The sequence below is a fragment of the Candidatus Obscuribacterales bacterium genome (genome assembly GCA_019744775.1).
In the GTDB taxonomy this organism is placed as follows: Bacteria; Cyanobacteriota; Vampirovibrionia; order Obscuribacterales; family Obscuribacteraceae; genus SBAT01.
This window is the reverse complement of sequence record JAIETZ010000002.1, coordinates 584,995-606,562: the sequence shown is the minus strand read 5'-3', so window position 1 is coordinate 606,562 and position 21,568 is coordinate 584,995. Positions and strand designations below refer to the sequence as shown.

The following is a 21,568-nucleotide window of genomic DNA, read 5'->3' as shown; positions in this document are numbered from 1 at the left end:
CCTCAGGAGACACAAGCTCATGAATAAGTTTGACCAATATGTATCGATACTAGGCAAGGCAAGACCGCCTGCTCCTGTTAACTTTGCGTGTTTGGCAACGGAGTTGGATTTCACTCTCGGTCACCAATTGACTGACGAAGATCTTGCAGCATTGTTACCGGATTGTCCTAACCTGCGCTCGCTCAAACTGCGAGCAACTGACATAACAGATGCTGGACTAGCGCATCTGTCGGGACTGAGAAATCTGGAAATGCTGGATTTGGGACAAATGAGCAATATTACCAATGACGGAATGAGGCATTTGTCCGGGTTGACTCAGTTGCGATCTTTGAACATCGACTACTCAACCACGGTTGGCGACGCAGGCTTAGCGCATCTGCAAGGGCTTACTAATCTGGAAGTACTCTGGACTGACGGGAGAAATATAACTGATGCGGGAATGCCGTATTTTGCGAAGCTAAAAAAGCTACAGGGAGTGAACTTGCATAGCTCTGCCGTAAGCGATGCGGGACTAGTTCACTTGTCCGGTTTGACTGACTTGAAAACTCTCACCCTAACAGGAACAGCAATAACCGATAGGGGACTGGCAAGCCTTTCAAGTCTCACCAAATTGGAGAAGCTTTACCTCTACAATGTCGAAAACACCATAACTGATGCGTGGTTATCGCATATAGCGGGATTCACAAGGTTGCAAGAGCTTGATGTCTCTCACTGCGACAGCCACAAGTCGGAAATAACTGATGCCGGACTCGCGTATTTATCCGGGCTTAGCAATCTTGCGGTGCTTCGAATCTGCGGCGCGAAGATAACAGATGCCGGTTTGGCGCACATATCGCATCTTGCATATCTGACCGATGCAGATGTCAGATTGTGCCGAAATATAAGCAGTGACGCATGCAGGCTCTGGCAAGAGCTTTTGGACTCTCGCAAAGCTTCCGGCGCAATTGCTGCGCGCATTGCCGCGCTAGGGAAATCATGAGCTGCTAAAAACCAATTCAATCTGAGGAAAGCAAAATGTCAAATTTACAGGAGGAGACACCATGAAAATCACACAAGACGAGTTGAAGAGACTGATTGAATTGAATGCCGAACGAAATCCTTTGCAAGAAAAGCTAGAGGAAACGGCTGAACGAGCTTTTGCAGTCTGGAACAAATTGAATCCCTGTAAACCTAGTCTCAAGAGACAATTTCGAACAGCTACGGCTACAGATGCAGGCGTCGTAGTGGGATATGAAGAATACTGTTGCTGTCTTTCTGACGAGTACACCACGATGTTCTCGTTCGAAATGCTTACCAGCGTGGAGTAGGGAAAGTAGATGAATAAAGGGAGTAAACCAACTCCCTTTTTCATCTTTTTGGCACTTTTTTACCTTTAGCTGTTTGTCAATCTGGCAGAAGTCGTTGGAAAATTGGTCTGTCATTCATGATCTTGTTTATTCATCAATTTGTCGGCTATTTTTCTGGCGACGTCTTTGCCATGAAGGAGTTCAGCCAGTCTAATTTTCAGCTGAACGTCTGTATCTTCAGGATAACGCTCACGCAAACCGCTAAGTGATAGGGACTGCATCATGATGGTTGATTTGGAAACCATCTGCAGCCGTTCTGCTGGGGATTTTTGTGCCAGCAATTGGAAAAGTAGTCTTTCTGTCTCAGGAGAAGTATCAGAAGACAGTCTGTAATCGTCATAGCTGCTCATACGTGCAAGTTTCGCCTTCACAAAGCATTATAACTGACCTCATCAGACTGGTTGCCGGGCGGATGCATGAGGGCGCATACAGCGCGCCGCTACGAAACACAGACTTGTCAGGCGCCCCCGCCGCTCGTGATTTGCATGTGGACAATGGCTGGGCTCTCCTCCCTTCTGTGCGAAATGAGCTACTACGCCCTATCGTGTAAGATGAAATTTAACATTGAAATCATGGAGTCGTGTGCCATAATTTCAATAATGATACCTCGACGACTTACACCGACAATTATCAATCGTTTGGAGCAATTCCCTGCTGTGGCTTTGCTTGGACCTCGTCAGGTTGGTAAGACTACTTTAGCCCACACGATTGCTAAAGACCGCAAAAGTATCTATCTAGATCTTGAAATTGCTACAGACCGCGCAAAGCTACTGAATGCCGAATCATACCTCTCTGCCCATGAGGATAAATTGGTAATTTTGGATGAAGTCCAGAGAGCGCCCGAGCTTTTTCAAACTTTGCGGGGACTTATCGATCAAGGCATCCGCGATGGAAGAGGATTAGGACGCTTCCTCCTCCTTGGTTCTGTTTCTGTTGATTTGTTGAAACAATCCGGCGAAAGCCTAGCCGGACGCATTGCCTATGAAGAACTTTTCCCTTTGGATGTGTTGGAGATCAATGCAAGTCGGGATCCCCTATGGTTGCGTGGTGGATTTCCCAAGAGTTTTATCTCGAAAGATGATCATGCGAGCACCATTTGGCGAGACAATTTCATTCGCACTTATCTGGAGCGCGACATTCCTCAGCTAGGGCCGCGCATTCCAGCCGAGACTTTGCGCAGATTTTGGACAATGTTGTCTCACAATCAGGGCAATCTATTGAATGCTGCGCAACTGGCTAGAAATTTGTCTGTCGATGGAAAAACGATTGCTCGGTACCTTGATCTGATGGTTGATCTTCTTTTGGTTCGTCGTTTGATACCATTTCATGCCAATGCGCGTAAGCGGTTAGTGAAGTCTCCCAAGGTCTATGTGCGAGACAGCGGCTTGGTCCACGCATTGTTGGGGATAGAAAACATGGAGAGGTTAGCAGGACATCCGGTTATTGGTGCTAGCTGGGAAGGCTTCGTTATTGAAAATTTGCTTTCCGTCTTACCTTGGTCAATCAAGTCCTTCTTCTATAGAAGTTTCACTGGTGCAGAGATTGATTTGGTTCTCGAGTTGTCGGATGGTGAGTGCTGGGCTATCGAAATCAAACGTAGTTTGTCAGCCAAACTGGAAAAGGGATTCTATTCTGCTTGCGAAGACCTCAAACCTACACGAGCGTTTGTAGTTTATTCCGGCAGTGAACGCTATCCAATAGGCGATGGAATTGAGGCAATTGGGTTGGAAGAATTAACGGCCTTGCTGGCCGGGCTGTGAATTTTGATTGAATAAACTCCTGACAGCCCCAAACATGAGAGTTTTACAAGCAGGGAAGCGGGCTAACTGTTTTCAATAAGCTGTATGATCAGGGCTGATATAGCGAAGGAGACGGAAACGTGAGCCCAACCATGACTACACAAGAAGTAATGCCTTACGGCGAATTCCTGACCGAAGAGCATCAGGCAATACGCGAGATGATTCGTGATTTTGCGACGAAGGAACTTGCTCCTCAAGCAGCTGCGGTTGATCGCGAAGCACGTTTTAACGTTGAGGCGTTCAAAAAATTAGGCAAACTGGATTTGCTGGGATTGCCAATTGGCGCTGAGTACGGCGGAGCTGGTTCTGATTACAGAAGCTACGCTATTGCCGTTGAAGAAATTGGTCGCGCATGTGGCTCGACAGGTTTGAGCTACGCCGCTCACGTGTCGTTGGGTACTAACCCAATCTACAAATTTGGTAGCGAAGAGCAGAAAAAGAAGTACTTGCCGAAGTTGACTTCCGGTGAATACATCGGATGTTGGGCATTGACTGAACCAGGCACTGGATCAGACGCTGCTGCGCAGAGAACTACTGCCAAGCTCGATGGCGATCATTGGGTGTTGAACGGCACAAAGCAATTCATCACCAATGCCACACACGCAGATGTTGCCATCATTATGGCGATGACGGACATGTCTCTCGGCAAAAAGGGCATTTCTGCTTTCATAGTTGAAAAAGGAACACCTGGTTTCTTTGTCAGCAAAGTGGAAAAGAAATTGGGTATGCGCGGTTCGCCGACAGCCAGCTTGACCATGGAAGACTGCCGCATTCCTGCCGGCAATATTATTGGTGCACCAGGTGAAGGCTATAAGCAAGCTCTCACGACATTGGAAGGCGGACGCATTTCCATCGGCGCATTGGCACTAGGTATTGCTCAAGCTGCTCTTGATGCGGCATTGGTTTATGCCAGACAGCGTGAAGCATTTGGTGAGCCGATTGGTAACTTCCAGTTTATTAAAGGTTATTTGGCTGATATGGCCACGCAGATACAAGCAGCAAGATTGCTTCTGTATCATGCTGCTTGGATGAAAGACCACGGACAGCGCGTAACATTGGAAGGCTCACAAGCCAAACTATTCGCTTCTGAAATTGCTTCGCGTGTGTGCAACCTCTGTGTTCAAATCCACGGCGGTTATGGCTACATCGAAGATTTCCCGGCAGAGCGCTTCTTGCGTGACGCCAAGCTTTGCGAAATCGGCGAAGGCACATCTGAAATTCAACGTCTGCTTATTGCCAGACAGTTGGGATTCTAAGGTTCCTTTGTCAGTCCAAGCGTAGGGGCGCATTGCATGCGCCCGTTTCTTTGCGCCAGATTATTCAAGGGCGCATGCAATGCGCCCCTACAATGACAAAACGAAACATGTTCGCGCGAGCTGTGAGAGATGATTGCTTGCGGGAACTACTAATTAAATTGAAATTGAATATAGAGAGTTAAGCCTAATTTGTTGGTTTGTTTCCATCAAATCTGTAAGTTGAAGTTATTACTTCAAAAATATATTTGGATTTCTAAAAGACTCAGCACGCGGGAAATAACCATCGAACGGCAGCGCGATATTCCGGATCTTTATCGGAATGTGCTTTGCCGCTCGCTGGACTTTCTCGCTGTCTATCCCAAGCAAAAGGAGCAAGACCATGAAAGGATATTCAGGCAAGACAATGCAATTAGACGGCGATGTGCAAGCAGTTTTGGAGTACGCGGCCAACGAGGCACGTAAGTTGGGTCACGCTCAGGCGGGAACAGCTCATTTGCTCTTGGGCATCATGGCTGTTGCTCCAACGAGATTGGACGTAAAAAATCTTCCGGATGGATTTGAAGGGCTCATTAGGGAGCGTTTGGGTCAAGGAGATACTTCGGTTGAGTACACAGGACTTTCTGATGAAGCGACTAGGGTGATTAAGGAAGGTGAGTTAGTCTATCAAGACGAAGATCTGTGGGTTACTGGTAGCTCCTGCCTGCTCAGGAAAGTTATCTACAAGTTATTTACGGATTGGCGAAGAGATAAGTTACCCGGATACGATTTTGCGTCGGAGTTGTTGCAAAATGTACCCAATCAACCTTTACTGCGAGCTTATGCCGAATTTGAGTGGGAGCATACTCTCAACTCTGCGATGAATAGGTTAACCATGAACAACAGACTGAAATTTCTCGATGAAGTGCTTAACTCCGAGTGGTATGGCAGTGGCGTTAATGGACCCGTGAGCGCAATTGAGCAGCTAGTAGTTGTTTGTTGTCGCCAAATTCAGGACGAGAAAAGATCAGTTTCTCGCTGTGAGGGAGAAGCTCTGCAGGCAGGCCGTGATTTAGATCGCTATACAGAGCAATTGCTCTCCAAGCAGAAAGACTTGAAAGCGGCCGAGCAAAGTGTAGCGAGGCTTGGCGCGATCATAGAACCTGAGGCTGCGGATGCAGAATTGGAATTTCTTGAGAAGCAGAAGACAGAACTGCTGTCTGATGTATCTGGTTTGCAGGCACGAGTTCGAAACTGCAGTGCAAAGCGAGAAACACAGAATAAAAACGCTGTCTCTCACCAATCGGCGGCCAAAGATCTACAGAACCTGGTTGATCTTTTGCAGCGCTCCCTGACGAAGGCGGAAGAAGAAGGGCGCAAGACATTGCTTGCTGAATTGAAACAACTCGCTATTGATGAACCGCTAGCTTAAAGCGGTTTTTGACTAAATTCAAAAGAGGTGCACGCATCGGTGTGCGCCTCTTTCTGTTGCTTGTTGAAGTTTTACGAGGTGACGAAAATGGAAATTAGAGGTGCCTATGATGGCAGCGAAGCAGATCGCGCGCTGGCAATTACCAGCAACATTCGCATTAACAAAGAAAGAATTGAGGACTTAGACAAAGCATTTGGAGAATCCATCAGTAAACACGGGGCAATCAAAGTCTGGCGCTTTGTGCTCATAGTTTCAATTCCAGTTATTCTGGCGACTTGGGGATTGCACGCACATCCGGAAGTTGGAATGACGGCTGCTGCTTGGCGTGAGATGTTGCTGCGCGCCTTGATCGTGTGGTTAGTTAGCGGCGCGATTGTGAATACGCACTTCGGCAAGGATATTGTCGGTGACAAGCTCGTCTCCAAAGCAAAAGACTTGCTGCACACTCACAACGAAATCATCGACATCGTTTATCGATTGGAAGACATAAGCCGCATAGTCGACAGTCTCGACGCCAACCGCATTGAGACTGCAGTTGTTGTCCGACCCGAAGATGACTTTTGCATGCGTGCGGCAGTCGTCAGATTCGATGCTTGGTGTGTTCAGACTAGCGAGCGGCTTTACGTGTACAGGCTGACTTCGGAAGATTCGGCTGAAGCACGATTGGTTGAAGACAGCCTAGATAGCAGCAGGGAATACCTCATTCAATTACTTCGCTCGAGACTTTGGCTGAATAAATACATTCAGCTGATTCGTTGAGCGGAAAGGAGAACCCCAAATGAATACGCAATTAGATGAGGCGCTGGAGGCATTCCGGCGCCGAGATCACCGTCTTGGTGAAGAACAGTTGACGAAGTTCTTGGAAGAACAAGCCTGCACGGATCACGTGAGTATCGTTGCTGATCGAGCAGAAAGGTTGTTCAACGAAGCGAGCAAGACAACTGAGGCAAGACTTCGCTTGGATTTGCTATGCGCACCGAAGAATCCCGACATGCTACCGGTCGATGGCGGAATCATGAAAGCTTGCACGGCGGAGTTTCGATTGTTTTCACTCGATGAAAATGGCAAGGTGAACGGCGTTCGTCACGAATTTGTTGCGCGATATCGGCTCTTCTTGCCCTGGTCGGGGCAGAAGGACTGTCGTTGTCACCCACACTAATCACACTTCTACGGAAAGGAGAATTGATATGCAAAATGAGAACGAAACTGGTTTGAAAGTTGGTGAATTTGTTCAGTCCGAAGCATTCGTTTACGCTCGCAGAGCGGAAATTGAAGGCAAAGAACGTCTGATGATTGGCTATCGCGATGAAGATGGATTTGATCCCACGCGTGCCGAAGCAGTATTCAAAGTTCTTTCGATAACTCCTCGCAAACCGGGCATCCACGGAGCATTCCGCGGTGATGACGTTGTTGCCGTGCGCATGAATGATGCGACTGAAGAAGGCGATGAAGTCATTGAGTTCATTTTGGGTGGAAAGGGGCGTCGCTCGATTCAGTCTGTCGATGTTCTTGATCCTGTCGATGATGACGAGGACGGCGAAATTTCATTCACTCTGGAATAGACTCGCCCAAGTGATCGCCGTTATCGCGCTGCATCCACAGCTCGGTAACGGCAGCGCTTGTCATCGGGCTTTATCTGAAGCTTGTGGACAGGGTGGCTCCTGTTCCTGTAGTGTGTTTATAAGTGCTATTGCCGAAAGTACCGCCCGAGGTGGAGGAGCCACCCCGACTGCGTAATGTCGAAAATCCACAGTATGTTCAAACCAAAACAATTTATGTCCGCCATTGTTGGTATGGCTCTGTGGTTGAGTCCCAGCCTATGCTTGGCGGACAACACAGCTCCAATCCACAAAAAACTAGACGGCTCGGAAGGGCAGCCGAACACCAATACTTCGCTCATAATCCCGGTCGATCGAACAAATTTTCTAAAAGAATTTCTCGACCCGAGCAAACCCTACATTGTGCTCGCATTTTTGCAACCAGCCTGCGCTCCAGATGGCGGCTCTACGCCCCATGCTGATCAGTTGCTGGAAAAGATGGCGGCGGAATTTGGATCAAAGGGGATGAAATTCATCCGCATCAACATCCAGAAATCACCTAAAATCACTGCAAAATTCCGAGCACAACTTCACATTGATGACCAGACCTTCATTTGTATTTCCTACAAAACCAAAACTGACCGTCTCGGTAGCGGATTTCGTAAGGAATTGAATGAAGCCAATCTGCGTGTGTTTTTGCAAGACGCGCTAAACAACGATTTGCAGTGGGTGCCGATTGGTAAACAGGTGCCTCTGCCGTTTCGAATCTTGATGGAACTTCAAGAGAAAGCTCTTAAATAGGGCTTTCTCTTTTTGCCTTTTGAATACTAGGGTGGATAGTACAAAACTCCTTGCGCATGGTAGCCAAGGGGCAAATTTCATTGCGTTGCACAGCTAGCGCACAGCAAGAATTAGTTAGATGTTGCTAAGAGGTGACTGTATGCCCCGTAGGGCGCGGGGTGAGAGGCTCGTGCTGCTTGACTTGGGTGTGCTGAACTTTCTAAATTCAAAGTCCATTAGAAATAGAACTTCTCCGATATTGAACAGAAACTAGAAATTAGATAGCTGGACATAGCAACCACCAAAAGAGCCGATTAATTCGCGGCTCGGTTTTTGTTCGGCTGGAAGTTCTGTACACCATTTCACTAAGGACCTAGGAACATGAAACAACAAACTTTGGAGTGCAGCACGTGCATGCACATGGCCGTTATAGGAATCCACCGTGTCGCCAGTGAATGCAAACACATGGCAGATGAGGGTGGAATTACTCTGTGTACCTCATGCGCAATTGTCGAAGATAGGTGCCAGGGTTGTGGCAAGACATTGGAATCCGGTCGCGATGAGAAAGTTGTAGCAAAGGTGAGGCTCCTCTTAAATGCACGGGATAAAGCCTATGCGAAAGCACAAAAGGTTTATGACAAAGCCGTAAAAACATTTCGAGTGCAAGCAGATCTTTATGACGCGAGCACTGAGGCTGCAAGAAATGCTTATCACGAAGCTATCGATAAGTACGAACAAGCGTCGAATTTCTTTTATCGTGAGATTAAGCCGGACGATGACCCGAAAGAATTAGACATACGGGCGAAGAAGGTACACGACGATTACGATCTAGCAAAGATAACGGCTGGCAAAGTCTTTCAAAGGTGGGAGGAGTTTTCGCCCACCATATTGGGAGACATTAAAGACGCCTTTTTCGATGCTAAAGCTGTTCAATTCCGTGCAAAGGCTGACGCCAACGCCGCCCTAAACGCCGGACTTCTGTCTATCGTGAAGGGCATCTACCGTCTTGGCAAATTAGGCAGAACGAGATGACCTCGAATACCGACAAGGACCAAATTGAGGTCGCCGAGGAAAGAGTTAAAGCCACGACTGCGTCCATCGCCAAACTTGCAAAAGAGCATGAATTTGCTCGATGGCGAGTAGCGGAAAAGTGCGGTTGGGCAAACTCTTTCCTCGGGCAGTGCAAAACGGGTGAGCCTGCAAGTGCTTACCCGGACAATCTCGAAACTCTCGATGAAGACGTCGTCAAAGCAATAGACAAGTTTCTAGAGAGTAATCGCAAGATCAAATCGGCTAAACGTCTACTCAAAAAGCAGAGCGCGGATTTGGCGCGTCTGCTGCGCAAGAGGAGAGATTTATGAATCCAACACAAAAGCAATGTTTGCACTCGATGTCCGCAGTCGCGGCTCGGCTGAAGGAAAACTATCAGGAGCCTCGAAAGAAATTCTATGTGCCCAAATACGGCATCAACAATTCAACGGCTTGGGGCAGTTTTGCCGGTATTGCAATTGCCGCCAGTGGTAAGCGCACAGATGAATTTGCCAAAGACGAATTTTCTGAACAAGAATTACTTCGATTCGGAGCATTTTCTGTTAAGCGCGAATTATTCGAATTGAAGCTCGTTACGAGAGGCGATGGCTACGACATATTTAGCGACTTATGTCTCAACGACTTTTGGCTATGGTCACTTGTCGAGGAAGTCGCCAAAGTCGCTGTGGAAAAGAAGCGCTTTCCCATCGATGCAGTGTGCTTCGTAGATGCTATCGCAAATCTAGTCAGTCGTGTGCCTCAAGGAAAGTTTGCTGCACTTGAGACAACACTTATCAGGGTGTTGTCCGAACGAACCGGCACCATGAATTTGGTTGAAAGAAGCATCTATTTGGAGCGCGCGGTGGAAAACGCGGACTTGCCTCCGCTCGCGCATCTTTACAGAAGTAGCATCGGGAAAGAGTATTTGCAGGAATACTTGGATCACGGATTGATACTCGTAGATGACGACCGCGAAACCGATCCGCATAAAGCCGATATTCGATTCAACAAGCTTCTGCTGCAGGACTGGCAGCTAGGACAGCGTGGTCCTGTCTTTGCACGACACGAAGGACTGAAAGTAAGGAAATATTATTGAGGATACAACAATGGCTGATGGAAACAACATAGAAGAAAGGCTGGCAATTCGCGTTGCCGATATTGCTGCCCAAGTAATAGAAAGAGCCGGTAAAGTGACAAACTCAATTGCTGAAGCTTTTACAAACGCAACCTCATTGGTAATTGAAAGTGCTGCACAAGCCGCCGAAGAGCAGGCAAAACTGCAAGCAAGCCGAGAGAAAAATGAAGTTGATGTTGAAACAACTGACAAGATTCTCAATGGCGCGATGAACAATTCCCGATTCGACGTCAAAGTCAGTCTGGCAGAAGGAATTCTAAATGGACTCTTCTGCGGCTCCGGTGTCAGTCTAATCTCATTTCACTTTCATCAGGCATCGCAGTCCCCGACGAATGAACCTCGCCGGTACCCTGATGCAAGCCCGCCTGGTTCGGAGGGAGTATGAACAATGGAACATACAATCTATTTGTACGCCGGCAGCAACAACTTCAGGAAGCAACTGAAAAGCTAGTTGCAAAATGGTCACAAATCACAGGCATCACCGTCGAGAAAATCGCACGCATAACATTTACTGATGACACAGTAATCGTGCGATTCCGGGAGTTCGAAGTCCTTCCGGATGGAGTACAAAGGTCTCTTTGTGAAAGAGACCTTGCTCTGCCGGCTAATTTGCTATGGTGTAAAAACCGAGACGAGAAATTGCTGGCAGAGGTTTTATCCTCCATCAAAATTCGCCAAGCAGTCGAATCTGATGCTTACGATATGGTTTGGACGCATTGGAAGGCTGTACATATAACGGCGGCAAATTATGGATATTACGGTCCGAAAATCTTAGAGGACTGGTCGCCGAAGGTAAGTGCTGAACGAATTACTCTCTACAGGGAATGGGTTCGCACTTTTCCTCAACGATATCCGGATAAGCGAGTGACTGTAGTCGCTGAGCTTGCCAAAAGGATAATTGGATTTGCTTCATATGTGCCGGAGAAAAATTATCTCTTGAGCTTATATGTCAGTCCGCAAGCTGCCGGAAAGAAAGTCGGTGTTCGACTTTTGCAAGAGATGGAACGACTAGCTAGAGGTGCCGGTTGTACATATCTTGAGCTGGATGCAGCAATAAATGCCGAAGGCTTTTATGTAAAGCACGGCTATGAGCGTATTGCCCCAATTTTTTACACACTGCATACGGGCCTCGAAATGCCCTGCGTGAAAATGCAAAAGCAGCTGTGAAATTCACTCTAGGAGAGAAAGTGTATGATTATACTCGGATGTATTTTTATCTTTCTGTTGCAGTTGGTTGTCCAGGGGTTTGTATTTGGAGCAACCCTGACGTTTAAGTCGGTAATCTTTTCTGGATTACTCATCTTGTTGCTGGCCTTTCTCAATGCGGCAGTAACTCTTTTGACAGTAGCGGGTTGGTCTACAGGCAGCGGTGGTCCCAACACGTTTCTTGGCTCGGCGGCAGCCATGTTTTTTGTGTCGGGAATCTACGCGGTCGTTTTGACTGGCGTAATACTGGGATTATCCGCGCTAATTCCAGGAGGTGTAATGGTTGCCACCGGCACTTTTGGTTTGCTGGGCGCAATTGGTTTAAGCGCATTAGCCGGCGCTGCTGTGAATACCGTCATCGGTATTCCATTCGCTTGGCTCGATGTGATCAACTGGCGATAACAATATTTCCAATTGTGTTGATATGGGGAAGCTATTGAGCTTCCCCTTCGTTATTCGATTTGTAAATCCAAAAAAAGGAGTTCTAGCTATGACACGCAAAGCAAGTGGTAAATCCACCAAAGTTACAAAGAAAGACATTTTTGAAACTGCACTGGCGATACGTTTGGTGTTTGGTGAACAACCGGACGAATTTAAATTGGAGCAGACCAAAACATCCGTTCGCATGATTGTGTTCACTCAAGAATCAGCCGAAGAAGCCTTGCCGCACATCCAACAAACGCTCAATGAGCAGAAGTGTAAGGCGCCAGTAGAGATTCTTGTGCGCTTAAAGACGCTCAAAGCTCAGGAAGAGGGACAACCGGAAGAGAAGCCCGCAGCACCAGAAACACCAGCGGAAAACAAACTTAGTGAAGGATTGCGCGCATATCTTAATCAGGCTGCAATTCCCTTTGATAAGGGCATTGATGTTAGCCTGCATCTGAAAGAAGAGATGTCAGATATCGAAGTGTCCAAGAAGCTCCTGGCTTTGTTCGGAGAGCATGGCGCTCGTGTAATCGATGCAAGACATGATGCGACCAAGTCGAGGCTTGTGCGAGTGAAGGCCGGTTTGATCAGAAGGTTCAACGAGGCCGATTGGGTGATAAAGGTGAATCGGTATTACGGCGAGGCCCAGGCATACAGCGCCAACGTCGCTCAATAATCCAAGCGCTAACGCGTGTCAATTATTACCGAAGTAGGCAGGGAGGATCTCAATTCCTATCTGCCTGCTTTGGAGTAGAGAAACATGCATAGTATCAAGTAGAAGGAGGTGTTGATATGAAGGTAGTTGTAATTGGTGGTGGAATAAATGGACTTGTGGCTGCAAATTATCTTCAACGCAACGGTTTTGCTGTAACAATGTTGGAGAAGAAGACTTCAATTGGTGGTGCTTGCACTTCTGATGTTGTTTCGATCGACGGGAAGCAGTATCGCTATTCAAACGGCGCATCAGCATTTGGCTTTATGCAGGATTTTGTTTTTGAAGAAACCGGTCTTGCTCAAAGAGTCGTTGTTGGTGCCCCAGAGCATCCGGAGATTGTTTACTTTGATGGGCAAGATGAATCTTGCCTGCTTCACGACGATGTCCAAATGCTCAAGCAAGAGCTGAAGCAGAAGTGGAGTGAAGAAGGTGATGTTGAGGGATTCATAGAGGATATGGAGAAGGTTTGCAATTTCCTAATTGCTAACTTCAAATCTGCAACAATTCCTTCAATGACATCTGCTGTCGACACTCTAGGTCAGGAATTGAGTGATCGCTGGATATCCGGCAGTGCTCGCGATCTTCTGAATTACTATTTCACGTCCGAAAAAACCAAGATGTTTTTCTATATTGAGGTCACGGAAAGCGGTCCGGTCGAATTTGATTCTCCCTATTCCGCCTTCAATGTTGCGCTGATGAATACTGGCGCAATTTTTGATGGCAAGTGGGGCTTTGTCAGCGGTGGTATTGGAAAAATTACCGAGACTCTGGCGGACATCAACGCTGAGTTGGGAGTGAATCTCGTTAGCGGTGTCGAAATTCGCTCGGTGGCAAAGTCTGGTAAGGAAGTTCGCTATGTATTCGATGGACAGCTGCACAAATTAAAGACAGACTATGTTGTTTTTGCAACTGATCCCTTGAGCGCTGCACGACTTCTTCAAGACAGTAAATTGGAAGTGCGGGTTTCCGGTAAGAAGATGCTTGGTACAAGCGGCAAGGTCTTGCTGTTTTTCAAGAATCCTGTTCAGTGGAAAGGTTCAACTGGCGCCACTGATTTCGATTCGGCATTTCGATTCATAATCAATACGAATAGCCCAGGCGAATTTGCAGAGTCATCAAAAGAAGTAGAACTCGGGAAGAAGGACTTCTCTGATGCCTACTTTGAGGTCTACTGCGAAGGAGCCGGACGCCGGCGCCTGGGCGACAAGATGGACTACGATGTTGTAGCTGTCTTCTTGAAAAATCTAGCTATTGCCAAAACCGGTATCGAGTTGCCTGAAGTAAAACAACAGGTAGAGGACATTGTGCTTTCAAAAATTCTCAATCGCGAGGATTTGATCGGCAGTCTTTTGTTTACACCGAAGGACATAAGAGACAACTTCTTCATGCCCCAAGGCAACATTGACCACATTGAACTCTGCGACGGGCAAAATTTCTTTGCACGCACATTTTCGGCTAATCCCTCGAAGCGCTTTTACCAATTTGGCAGACATGAAAATGTCTACTACTGCGGTGCCGGCGCTTATCCTTGCGGATCTGTCGCAGGAACAGTCGGCTATATGTGTGCTCAGGAAATAATTCGTCGCTTGAAATAAGTACCGTCATTCTCTGAGCAATGCGAAGAATCTCACAGCTTTAAACTGTGAGATTCTTTCTGGCTTTGTTTTGGAATTCTTGATCCATGTGCGTAGTTTCCACGCTTGTCCTTGTTTTTGACAAGGTACTACTAGTCCATGTAGGATGGGATGAATTAAACTTTGCGCACAGGTCCTGGATATTTTGCCATAGTTGAATCAGTTGTGATTAGTGTTATGCCTTCGGCAATCGCCTGGGCAATTATTATGCGGTCGAATGGATCTTTATGAATTGGCGGCAGAGTGTCCATCGTTACCGCGTGTAGGCTGGTGATGGCTAGCTCATCATAGCCGTTGTCTAGTAATCCGCGTCTTAAGACGCGTGGTTCAACACGGAAATCTTTTCGTCCAAGACCGTGTTTGATTACAATTTCCCAGATGCTGGCCGTGCTGAATAGCAATTCGTTGTTTGTATCTTCAATGAGTTTTCGTGCGTTTGATGACAGCTTGCTGGGGGTAGCTGATGCCCAGAGCAGCAAATGAGTGTCCAGTAGTAATTTCACGACTCACCATTGAACAGTTGTGCAATTTCCTTCGCGCCCATGTGGTCAAAATCTTTAGGCACATCAATCTCGCCTTTTAGAAAACCCAGGCGGCGTTTTGCAGGAGGTTCGTCCACGCGACTAATTTTTACGAGTGGTTTTCCGGATTTGGCGATCAGAAATGATTCCCCTTTGACCGCTTGGGCAATGAGCCGAGAAAGGTGAGTCTTAGCTTGGTGAATGTTGATGATTTGCATGAAAATAAAGAAACTTAGTTTACTTAACTTAGTCTAGTGTATCACATCATAGACTGATGGCATAGCCAAAGTAATTGATCATTGTGAGACAATATGGGCGCTTCTCGCTTGTAGGTGACGGCATGATTGTAATGAAGTTTGGTGGTACCTCGGTTGGCAGTGCTGAGCGCATGCAGGAAGTTGTGCAGCTCGTAAAACAGGCGGCGACAAAGTCATGCCCCGTAGTTGTGCTGTCCGCAATGTCTGGTGTGACCAATGCATTGATTGCCGGAGCTGAGGCTGCGGCTGCTGGAAATTTCAATGATGCGCTTCGCCAAGTTGATTTGATTCGGGCGAAGCACGTTGAAGCTATAAATGCGATTTCGGGTGGTGCGGATCTCCTGTCCGAAGTCGAGGAAAGACTTTCTGAACTAGTCGTTACCTATAAAGGCATTGCTGCTGTTGGTGAACTGAGTAAGCGCTCTCTTGATGCAGTCTCTGGAATGGGTGAGCTTCTTTCATCAGCAATTGTCGCTCGAATTGCTAATGGACAAGGATTGCGTAGCCAGTGGCTCGATGCACGCAAATTCATGGTTACTGATGATTCATTCGGGCGTGCCAACCCTGTTTGGGGAGAATTGGTGCCGGCGACTCGTGAAGCTCTAGTGCCGCTTTTGGAACAAGGTACGGTTGTCTTCACGCAAGGTTTCATTGGCTCGACTAAAAATGGAGTCTCCACAACATTAGGTCGTGGCGGCTCTGATTACTCAGCTTCTATCATGGGCGTTGCTATTGATGCTGACGAAATACAAATTTGGACTGACGTGGATGGCATGATGACGGCTGATCCGCGTGTGGTGAAAGATGCGCGTGTGATATCGGAAGTCTCGTTCCAAGAAGCTTCTGAGCTTGCGTATTTCGGGGCGAAGGTTTTGCATCCGCTGACGATCAAGCCTGCCGTGGAAAAGAAAATTCCAGTGCGAATTCTCAATACGTTTCGTCCTAATGAGCCAGGGACACTTATCAAAGATACTGTTGTGTCTGACGACATAATTCGTGCGGTATCTTCAAAGAAAGGCATTACGGCTATCTTCATCAGCACGCCTAAGATGTTGATGAGTTATGGTTTCTTGGCAAAAGTGTTTGCCATTTTTGATAGATATCAAACATCAATTGACACAATTGCTACATCGGAAATTTCTGTTGCTCTGACTATTGATCAAACAGAAAGTCTTAAAGAAATAGTGCGCGACTTGTCAGAGTACGGTGAAGTGCGTGTTGTTCATGACGTGGCCATTGTCTCTGTTGTCGGACGTCAATACAGAGAAAAATCAGGCATCGCCGGACGTGTCTTTGCCGCATTAAAAGACGTGAACATCGTTATGATCTCTGGCGGGGCTTCCGATATCAATTTGAGCTTCGTTGTCGAAGGAGCAAATGCAGACGATGCGGTGCGCATGCTTCATGCTGAATTTCTATCAACTGTTGCTGTTGTGAAATCTATTTCAAATCAGGCTGTCAGCCGTTAAAGAAATCGCCGATCATTTTTCTGTGTAGATCAAATGCAATTTGTTCAGGCAAATCTTTTAGCTGGAAGGTCTTCACTTCTTCAGCGTCATCGCCTGCTTGAAGAATGCCGCTATTTTGTTTTGCTAGGTAGAACAAAATAAGTACGTTGATGCCACGACCAGGAGAATAGGCTCCAAGAAGTCGGTCTATTTCAACGGTTAGACCTGTCTCTTCATAGACTTCGCGAATGGCGGATTCTTCTGGATGTTCGGCAGACTCCATGAAGCCACCAGGCAAACACCACCAACCAACAAATGGCTCAAACTTGCGTTTTACTAATACAAGTCCATCATCGTGTGGGATTAGTGTTGCGGTAACCGGCAACGGATTATTCCAATATACGAATTCGCACTTGCTGCAGCCAATGCGATCGCGTCCGCCAATGTGGACGGACTTAAGCGGGCTAGCGCAAAGCGGGCAGGTGTTCATAACTAATGATTGTAAACTGGATGATATCAAGTTTTATAAATGACGGATAACTCAGGAACTGTATACATCATAGCCGTAAAAGAAAAAGCTGCAAGACCTTCACCAGTGGCGTAAAAACGCGTGCAGGCTTCAAATGTGCCACCACAGATGGTACGAAAAAGTTCGTGGATTTTTAATCATCCTAAAGAGAATCGAAATTTGCGGAAAATCGCGCAAAGCCTCGCAGGGTGTCGTTTTGAGATCAAGTGATCTGTTAACAACCAGTGACGGATAAGCGCTCGATCACTTTTGCATAAACGATCGACCGCTGTTAATATGTCTCAGCGATTTTGGACCGTAATAAATGTCTTTTAGTGGTGGATGGAACAATTACCCAATTCGGTAGTCAATAGAATCAGAGCGGACAAACCGAATATTGAACTAGACCAAGGAGACCATGGCTATGAATCCCCCGATTTACGTTGCAGATCCTTCGGATTTCTCAGGGCGCGATGAGCAAGCGAACAGCTTGAACAACGCACAACAAGTCGGCCAGTCCAATCAGGAAACCAACCCGGAAAGCAATTGCTGCGCTGGAGCTTGCCAGATTACCTGGAAGCCCAACAAAGCAGTCAACAGCTAAGCCGTTTTACTAGGCATTAAAAAAAGGGCGCCCATTGGGCGCCCTTTTTTGTTTCCCACGGACAGTGGGCGCATGCAATGCGCCCCTAGGCAATCGTTATATCGTCGGACAAATAGACATCCTGAATCGCGTTGAGCAACTGAATGCCATCCTTCATTGGTTTTTGGAAGGCTTTGCGACCGGAGATGAGTCCTGTTCCGCCGGCGCGCTTGTTGATGATTGCCGTGGCAACTGCATCTTCCAAGTCGTTTTGACCGGAGGCGCCACCGGAGTTGATCAGCCCTGCGCGTCCCATGTAGCAGTTAGCTACCTGATAGCGAGTCAAATCGATTGGGTGGTCGGTGGTCAATTCGGAGTAGACGCGTGAATCGGTCTTACCGAATTTCAAGGCGTTGTAGCCGCCATTGTTTTCCGGCAACTTCTGCTTGATGATGTCGGCTTCGATGGTGACGCCCAAGTGGTTGGCTTGACCGGTTAAGTCAGCCGAGACATGGTAGTCGGTATCGCCGACTTTGAAAGCGGAGTTACGCAAGTAGCACCAGAGAATTGTAGCCATGCCGAGTTCGTGTGCTTCACGGAAGGCGCGAGCCACTTCTTGAATCTGTCTTGTTGATTCTTCTGAACCGAAGTAGATGGTTGCGCCTACCGCGACGGCTCCCATTTCCCATGCTTCACGCACATTGCCGAACATGATTTGGTCGAATTTGTTGGGGTAGGAGAGGAATTCGTTGTGATTGATTTTTACGATGAATGGAATTTTGTGCGCGTATTTGCGAGCAACTGACCCAAGAACACCGTAAGTTGAAGCAACAGCGTTGCAGCCGCCTTCGATAGCAAGCTTCACGATGTTTTCACCGTCAAAGTATATTGGGTTTTTGGCAAAAGATGCTCCACCTGAGTGCTCAATTCCTTGGTCAACCGGCAGAATAGATAGATAGCCGGAACCGGCCAAACGACCATGGTTGAACAAAGCCTGGATGCTGCGCAAAACTTGCGGTGAGCGATCGGTGTTTACAAATACACGATCGGTAAAATCAGGGCCCGGCAAATGCAAGAGATCTTTGGAGATGGTTTTGCATTTGTGGTCCATCAGATAAGCTGATTTTGTTGAACCTAGAATTTTTTCAACGTCAATCTTGGCGTTGTTTGTTTTTGTCATAACTGCCATTTTGCCTTCCTCATTGCGCTGGTATGGCGCACCGCAATGTGCCTTGGGTTTGCGCTAATGCGCCATCACCAGTAAATGCTAGCAAGCGCAGAGGCTATTTAGCCTGAAATTGAGGTGAAACTAATCAGTATTTTGCGGCTGGGACAATTCAAGAAGCACGCCGCCGGTTGCTTTTGGGTGAACAAAGGCAATCTTTGCCCCACCGGCTCCTATTCTTGGCTGGCTGTCAATTAGCTTGGTGCCTTGGCTGGACAAATTGGCAAGGTCGGACTTGATATCGTCGACGCCAATACAGATGTGATGAAGTCCGGGACCTTTTTGAGCCAGGAATTTTCCGACGGGAGTATCCGGGGACAACGGTTCAAGAAGTTCGATGTGCGTGTTGCCAACATCGAGCTTGGCGACTCTGACGCCTTGTTCTTCGACGACTTCCACGCCTAAGTTGGCAAGTCCATATTGCTCTTGCCAGAACTTAAGTGCTTCCTCAAGGTTATTGACGGCTATCGCTATGTGATCAAGCCGTTTGCCTGACTCAGCGGAACTCATAGGGATCGAAGCCCATCCAGCGCTCGAACATTTTGTTGATACGTGTGCCGACGCGATAGACGCTAAATTCGTTTTTCTCGGGCCAGGTCGCCATAGAGCGCTCGGCTCGTCCAATGATTGAATAGGAGTCAAAATCGGATCTAACTAGTCCGTCCCATGCTTGGTCATATTTGAAACGATTTTGTGTCGCGGTTTGGTTGGTGTGGGTGTCCAAATTGTTGACGTAAGGTTGCCCGTCTTTGCGAACTGGATAGTAGGGACTTTCTCCGGGTGGCGCAATTAATTGACCCGAAGGTGCCGGTGGTGCCGGAGGATATGAAAGTTGTGACGGATCGCTTGGCTGTTGAGCAAAGAAGCGGGCGGCAATTTGCTTTTTGAATGGGAAGCCAAGATGCTTTTTGCTTGCCGGTTGTGCTTGACCGCTTGCTGGAGCATCAGCGGCAATTGCCGGGATAAAGCTCGCTAACACAAGCGTCAGGGCAATAAATTGGGCGTTGTGTTTTGACATGACGCGGGCCTTCCAGTTGAAAGATTGATCTAAGCTCATAATAGCTTTGAATGCTTAATTTGAATCAAGCTTTCTTTCAAATTAACCCAAATATTCAGTGCAATGTTATCAGAAGTAAAGTAAACTATTGCACGGTGAGAAAGCCTGAGAAGGCTCAGTCACTGGCGAAAAATTCTGTGGAAATGAGGGGAGTTTTAGAGCATGAGTCGCAAAAATCTGATGGGGTATCTTGGGATAGCCGGGATCGCCGGAGTGATGGCGTCACAAGCCGTCTTTGCCCAAGGCGCCATTTTGCCAATCAAAAAGATATCGGTCGACAACGCGCAACAACTAGTTGTGGAGTTTGCTCCAGGTGCATTCCCGACAGTCCCGAAGCTTCTTGATCTTCCGGGACCAAACCACCGTATCGTCATGGACTTTGTCGACGCTACTCTCGACAAAAATTCTCTTCCTGCTGTTGAAGAACTCGGCGGACAATTGCATCAAGCAATTCCTTACGTCAAGTCGGTTCGCTACGGCGACCTCACTAAGTCTGCCAAACCGACAGCTCGTGTCGTAATCGATTTGCCGGAAGCTTTGACAGTGAAGCCGCGTGTCGTCAAAGTTGAAGAAGGTTCAATCACCATCAATTTCGGTGCCAACGGCAAAGAAGTTTCTGCTGCTGAAACAACAGAAACAATTGCTGCTGCTCCAACAACGGAAACAAAGCCTGCTGAAACAACGCCGGCAACAACTGAGCCGGCAGCAACTCCAGCTGCTGAAACCGCTGCAGCACCTGCATCAGCCGAAGCAGCCAAACCGGCTGAAATGCCAGTGGTATCAGAGCCGGTACCAACACCGGCAGCAACTCCAGCTCCAACTCCAGCTCCAACTCCAGCTCCAACAGCTGGTTGGGAAGCTCCAGCAACCAATGCACAACCGGTTGCTTCCTCTGAGCCAGGTCTGCGTGGTCTCGATAACGCTCCAGCAACTCCGGCAACAACAAATGAAGTTCCAGCAGATAATTCTGCTCCGTTGAAGCCTGAAATGGGAGCTGCTCCAGCTACAAGCGAAACAACAACAGCTTCTGCTGAATCAACTTCTACTCCGACAGAAAGTAAAGCCGCTAGAGCTGAAGCAGTTAAGCGCTATAACGCAGCTGTTCAATTGCACCTCACCGGTAAGTTGACCGAAGCGGTTGCTGAATACCAGGCTGCCTTGCAAGCTGATCCGAATTTGTCTGAAGCGCACAGCAACTTGGGATTGATTCACAATCAACAGCACAACTATGCGCAAGCTCTTTCCGAGTTTCGCAAAGCGTTGGCGATTAACCCGAAAGATGCGATCACATACAACGGTATCGGCGCTGCACTGCGTGCTGAGCGTGATCTTCCAGGCGCAATCAAGAATTGGTTAACAGCGGTATCACTCGATCCGCATTTGGCTACTGCCTACTACAACTTGGGCACAGCCTACGAAATCCAAAAGGTATACGACAAAGCAGTTGACGCTTACAAAGACGCAGTCAAAAATGACTATCGTCTTGGCGAAGCCTACTACCGCATGGGACTCATCATGGAGCGTAAGCACCGTCTAGATGATGCAGCTCAGCAGTTCAGCCAGGCTTTGAAGGTATCTTCGAATGCTGAATACGCAGAAGACGCACGTCAACGCTTGAGCTTCCTCACAGGTAGCAACAAGAAAGCGACAGCGGCTAAGAAGGATGCTGGTACTCAGTAAGTCAGTAGAGTTACGAA

Annotated in this window: 27 protein-coding genes; 20 read left to right on the top strand and 7 right to left on the bottom strand. The window is 47.6% G+C overall.

Annotation, left to right across the window (positions count from 1 at the left end; genetic code table 11):
* The first annotated feature begins 19 nt into the window (after positions 1-19).
* On the top strand, positions 20-979 hold the full coding sequence (locus K2Y22_06195; GenBank protein ID MBX9878033.1) for a hypothetical protein: 960 nt from the start codon (positions 20-22) through the stop codon (positions 977-979).
* Between the two features lie 61 nt (positions 980-1,040).
* The gene (locus tag K2Y22_06190; protein MBX9878032.1) at positions 1,041-1,307 is read left to right on the top strand and encodes a hypothetical protein; all 267 of its coding nucleotides are present in this window, start codon (positions 1,041-1,043) and stop codon (positions 1,305-1,307) included.
* 110 nt (positions 1,308-1,417) lie between these two features.
* Here K2Y22_06190 and K2Y22_06185 read toward each other — a convergent pair whose 3' ends face one another.
* Positions 1,418-1,717: a hypothetical protein gene (locus K2Y22_06185; GenBank protein MBX9878031.1), complete on the bottom strand. Its 300-nt coding sequence runs from the start codon at positions 1,715-1,717 to the stop codon at positions 1,418-1,420.
* Between the two features lie 180 nt (positions 1,718-1,897).
* Between K2Y22_06185 and K2Y22_06180 the strand changes: the two genes are divergently transcribed.
* From K2Y22_06180 to K2Y22_06110, 15 genes are all read left to right on the top strand, one after another.
* The gene (locus K2Y22_06180; protein ID MBX9878030.1) at positions 1,898-3,106 is read left to right on the top strand and encodes an ATP-binding protein; all 1,209 of its coding nucleotides are present in this window, start codon (positions 1,898-1,900) and stop codon (positions 3,104-3,106) included.
* A 149-nt stretch (positions 3,107-3,255) separates the two neighbouring features.
* The gene (locus K2Y22_06175; GenBank protein MBX9878029.1) at positions 3,256-4,401 is read left to right on the top strand and encodes an acyl-CoA dehydrogenase family protein; all 1,146 of its coding nucleotides are present in this window, start codon (positions 3,256-3,258) and stop codon (positions 4,399-4,401) included.
* 379 nt (positions 4,402-4,780) lie between these two features.
* A complete protein-coding gene (locus tag K2Y22_06170) occupies positions 4,781-5,809 on the top strand; it encodes a hypothetical protein (GenBank protein MBX9878028.1) in 1,029 nt (342 codons plus the stop codon).
* A gap of 87 nt (positions 5,810-5,896) precedes the next feature.
* Positions 5,897-6,568 (top strand): hypothetical protein, encoded by a 672-nt coding sequence (locus K2Y22_06165; GenBank protein MBX9878027.1) that lies wholly within the window; start codon positions 5,897-5,899, stop codon positions 6,566-6,568.
* Positions 6,569-6,587: 19 nt separating this feature from the next.
* Positions 6,588-6,968, top strand: a complete 381-nt coding sequence (locus tag K2Y22_06160; GenBank protein ID MBX9878026.1) for a hypothetical protein — start codon at positions 6,588-6,590, stop codon at positions 6,966-6,968.
* Positions 6,969-6,996: 28 nt separating this feature from the next.
* On the top strand, positions 6,997-7,371 hold the full coding sequence (locus K2Y22_06155; GenBank protein ID MBX9878025.1) for a hypothetical protein: 375 nt from the start codon (positions 6,997-6,999) through the stop codon (positions 7,369-7,371).
* A gap of 213 nt (positions 7,372-7,584) precedes the next feature.
* Positions 7,585-8,148 (top strand): hypothetical protein, encoded by a 564-nt coding sequence (locus K2Y22_06150; GenBank protein ID MBX9878024.1) that lies wholly within the window; start codon positions 7,585-7,587, stop codon positions 8,146-8,148.
* 360 nt (positions 8,149-8,508) lie between these two features.
* Positions 8,509-9,159: a hypothetical protein gene (locus K2Y22_06145; GenBank protein MBX9878023.1), complete on the top strand. Its 651-nt coding sequence runs from the start codon at positions 8,509-8,511 to the stop codon at positions 9,157-9,159.
* Positions 9,156-9,488, top strand: a complete 333-nt coding sequence (locus K2Y22_06140; GenBank protein ID MBX9878022.1) for a hypothetical protein — start codon at positions 9,156-9,158, stop codon at positions 9,486-9,488. The genes K2Y22_06145 and K2Y22_06140 overlap by 4 nt, the downstream gene beginning before the upstream one ends.
* On the top strand, positions 9,485-10,252 hold the full coding sequence (locus tag K2Y22_06135) for a hypothetical protein (GenBank protein ID MBX9878021.1): 768 nt from the start codon (positions 9,485-9,487) through the stop codon (positions 10,250-10,252). The genes K2Y22_06140 and K2Y22_06135 overlap by 4 nt, the downstream gene beginning before the upstream one ends.
* Positions 10,253-10,262: 10 nt before the next feature.
* On the top strand, positions 10,263-10,676 hold the full coding sequence (locus K2Y22_06130) for a hypothetical protein (protein ID MBX9878020.1): 414 nt from the start codon (positions 10,263-10,265) through the stop codon (positions 10,674-10,676).
* A complete protein-coding gene (locus tag K2Y22_06125; GenBank protein ID MBX9878019.1) occupies positions 10,673-11,458 on the top strand; it encodes a GNAT family N-acetyltransferase in 786 nt (261 codons plus the stop codon). The genes K2Y22_06130 and K2Y22_06125 overlap by 4 nt, the downstream gene beginning before the upstream one ends.
* Before the next feature lie 24 nt (positions 11,459-11,482).
* The gene (locus K2Y22_06120) at positions 11,483-11,899 is read left to right on the top strand and encodes a hypothetical protein (GenBank protein MBX9878018.1); all 417 of its coding nucleotides are present in this window, start codon (positions 11,483-11,485) and stop codon (positions 11,897-11,899) included.
* A gap of 88 nt (positions 11,900-11,987) precedes the next feature.
* Positions 11,988-12,599 carry a hypothetical protein gene (locus K2Y22_06115; protein ID MBX9878017.1) on the top strand — a complete coding sequence of 204 codons (612 nt, stop codon included), beginning with the start codon at positions 11,988-11,990 and terminating at the stop codon, positions 12,597-12,599.
* Between the two features lie 116 nt (positions 12,600-12,715).
* On the top strand, positions 12,716-14,233 hold the full coding sequence (locus K2Y22_06110; GenBank protein ID MBX9878016.1) for an NAD(P)/FAD-dependent oxidoreductase: 1,518 nt from the start codon (positions 12,716-12,718) through the stop codon (positions 14,231-14,233).
* Between the two features lie 155 nt (positions 14,234-14,388).
* Here the strand turns inward: K2Y22_06110 and K2Y22_06105 are convergent, their stop codons facing one another.
* Both K2Y22_06105 and K2Y22_06100 read right to left on the bottom strand, forming a co-directional pair.
* Complete coding sequence (locus tag K2Y22_06105) at positions 14,389-14,775, bottom strand: type II toxin-antitoxin system VapC family toxin (protein MBX9878015.1); 387 nt, start codon at positions 14,773-14,775, stop codon at positions 14,389-14,391.
* Positions 14,772-15,011, bottom strand: coding sequence for a type II toxin-antitoxin system Phd/YefM family antitoxin (locus K2Y22_06100; protein ID MBX9878014.1), 240 nt, complete (start codon positions 15,009-15,011; stop codon positions 14,772-14,774). Before K2Y22_06100 ends, K2Y22_06105 begins: the two co-directional genes overlap by 4 nt.
* Before the next feature lie 122 nt (positions 15,012-15,133).
* Between K2Y22_06100 and lysC the strand changes: the two genes are divergently transcribed.
* Positions 15,134-16,519, top strand: coding sequence for a lysine-sensitive aspartokinase 3 (gene lysC / locus K2Y22_06095; GenBank protein ID MBX9878013.1), 1,386 nt, complete (start codon positions 15,134-15,136; stop codon positions 16,517-16,519).
* Here the strand turns inward: lysC and K2Y22_06090 are convergent.
* Entirely contained in the window at positions 16,509-16,883 is a 375-nt protein-coding gene (locus K2Y22_06090; protein ID MBX9878012.1) for an NUDIX domain-containing protein, read from the bottom strand. The two genes, lysC and K2Y22_06090, sit on opposite strands and share 11 nt — an antisense overlap.
* A 547-nt stretch (positions 16,884-17,430) precedes the next feature.
* On the opposite strand from K2Y22_06090, the gene K2Y22_06085 reads away from it, so the two are divergent.
* Positions 17,431-17,610 (top strand): hypothetical protein, encoded by a 180-nt coding sequence (locus K2Y22_06085; GenBank protein ID MBX9878011.1) that lies wholly within the window; start codon positions 17,431-17,433, stop codon positions 17,608-17,610.
* 85 nt (positions 17,611-17,695) lie between these two features.
* Here the strand turns inward: K2Y22_06085 and K2Y22_06080 are convergent, their stop codons facing one another.
* From K2Y22_06080 to K2Y22_06070, 3 genes are all read right to left on the bottom strand, one after another.
* A complete protein-coding gene (locus tag K2Y22_06080; protein ID MBX9878010.1) occupies positions 17,696-18,778 on the bottom strand; it encodes a class I fructose-bisphosphate aldolase in 1,083 nt (360 codons plus the stop codon).
* A gap of 120 nt (positions 18,779-18,898) precedes the next feature.
* Positions 18,899-19,324 (bottom strand): methylmalonyl-CoA epimerase, encoded by a 426-nt coding sequence (gene mce / locus K2Y22_06075; protein ID MBX9878009.1) that lies wholly within the window; start codon positions 19,322-19,324, stop codon positions 18,899-18,901.
* Positions 19,311-19,832, bottom strand: coding sequence for a hypothetical protein (locus K2Y22_06070; protein MBX9878008.1), 522 nt, complete (start codon positions 19,830-19,832; stop codon positions 19,311-19,313). Before K2Y22_06070 ends, mce begins: the two co-directional genes overlap by 14 nt.
* Before the next feature lie 201 nt (positions 19,833-20,033).
* On the opposite strand from K2Y22_06070, the gene K2Y22_06065 reads away from it, so the two are divergent.
* Positions 20,034-21,551, top strand: coding sequence for a tetratricopeptide repeat protein (locus K2Y22_06065; GenBank protein MBX9878007.1), 1,518 nt, complete (start codon positions 20,034-20,036; stop codon positions 21,549-21,551).
* The last annotated feature ends 17 nt before the right edge of the window (positions 21,552-21,568 follow it).

What these genes read in the sequence shown, in the direction of transcription:
- K2Y22_06195 (MBX9878033.1), top strand. Translation starts at nt 20, where the DNA reads ATGAATAAGTTTGACCAATATGTATCGATACTAGGCAAGGCAAGACCG.
- K2Y22_06190 (MBX9878032.1), top strand. Translation starts at nt 1,041, where the DNA reads ATGAAAATCACACAAGACGAGTTGAAGAGACTGATTGAATTGAATGCC.
- K2Y22_06180 (MBX9878030.1), top strand. Translation starts at nt 1,898, where the DNA reads ATGAAATTTAACATTGAAATCATGGAGTCGTGTGCCATAATTTCAATA.
- K2Y22_06175 (MBX9878029.1), top strand. Translation starts at nt 3,256, where the DNA reads ATGCCTTACGGCGAATTCCTGACCGAAGAGCATCAGGCAATACGCGAG.
- K2Y22_06170 (MBX9878028.1), top strand. Translation starts at nt 4,781, where the DNA reads ATGAAAGGATATTCAGGCAAGACAATGCAATTAGACGGCGATGTGCAA.
- K2Y22_06165 (MBX9878027.1), top strand. Translation starts at nt 5,897, where the DNA reads ATGGAAATTAGAGGTGCCTATGATGGCAGCGAAGCAGATCGCGCGCTG.
- K2Y22_06160 (MBX9878026.1), top strand. Translation starts at nt 6,588, where the DNA reads ATGAATACGCAATTAGATGAGGCGCTGGAGGCATTCCGGCGCCGAGAT.
- K2Y22_06155 (MBX9878025.1), top strand. Translation starts at nt 6,997, where the DNA reads ATGCAAAATGAGAACGAAACTGGTTTGAAAGTTGGTGAATTTGTTCAG.
- K2Y22_06150 (MBX9878024.1), top strand. Translation starts at nt 7,585, where the DNA reads ATGTCCGCCATTGTTGGTATGGCTCTGTGGTTGAGTCCCAGCCTATGC.
- K2Y22_06145 (MBX9878023.1), top strand. Translation starts at nt 8,509, where the DNA reads ATGAAACAACAAACTTTGGAGTGCAGCACGTGCATGCACATGGCCGTT.
- K2Y22_06140 (MBX9878022.1), top strand. Translation starts at nt 9,156, where the DNA reads ATGACCTCGAATACCGACAAGGACCAAATTGAGGTCGCCGAGGAAAGA.
- K2Y22_06135 (MBX9878021.1), top strand. Translation starts at nt 9,485, where the DNA reads ATGAATCCAACACAAAAGCAATGTTTGCACTCGATGTCCGCAGTCGCG.
- K2Y22_06130 (MBX9878020.1), top strand. Translation starts at nt 10,263, where the DNA reads ATGGCTGATGGAAACAACATAGAAGAAAGGCTGGCAATTCGCGTTGCC.
- K2Y22_06125 (MBX9878019.1), top strand. Translation starts at nt 10,673, where the DNA reads ATGAACAATGGAACATACAATCTATTTGTACGCCGGCAGCAACAACTT.
- K2Y22_06120 (MBX9878018.1), top strand. Translation starts at nt 11,483, where the DNA reads ATGATTATACTCGGATGTATTTTTATCTTTCTGTTGCAGTTGGTTGTC.
- K2Y22_06115 (MBX9878017.1), top strand. Translation starts at nt 11,988, where the DNA reads ATGACACGCAAAGCAAGTGGTAAATCCACCAAAGTTACAAAGAAAGAC.
- K2Y22_06110 (MBX9878016.1), top strand. Translation starts at nt 12,716, where the DNA reads ATGAAGGTAGTTGTAATTGGTGGTGGAATAAATGGACTTGTGGCTGCA.
- K2Y22_06100 (MBX9878014.1), bottom strand. Translation starts at nt 15,011, where the DNA reads ATGCAAATCATCAACATTCACCAAGCTAAGACTCACCTTTCTCGGCTC.
- lysC (MBX9878013.1), top strand. Translation starts at nt 15,134, where the DNA reads ATGATTGTAATGAAGTTTGGTGGTACCTCGGTTGGCAGTGCTGAGCGC.
- K2Y22_06085 (MBX9878011.1), top strand. Translation starts at nt 17,431, where the DNA reads ATGAATCCCCCGATTTACGTTGCAGATCCTTCGGATTTCTCAGGGCGC.
- K2Y22_06080 (MBX9878010.1), bottom strand. Translation starts at nt 18,778, where the DNA reads ATGGCAGTTATGACAAAAACAAACAACGCCAAGATTGACGTTGAAAAA.
- mce (MBX9878009.1), bottom strand. Translation starts at nt 19,324, where the DNA reads ATGAGTTCCGCTGAGTCAGGCAAACGGCTTGATCACATAGCGATAGCC.
- K2Y22_06070 (MBX9878008.1), bottom strand. Translation starts at nt 19,832, where the DNA reads ATGTCAAAACACAACGCCCAATTTATTGCCCTGACGCTTGTGTTAGCG.
- K2Y22_06065 (MBX9878007.1), top strand. Translation starts at nt 20,034, where the DNA reads ATGAGTCGCAAAAATCTGATGGGGTATCTTGGGATAGCCGGGATCGCC.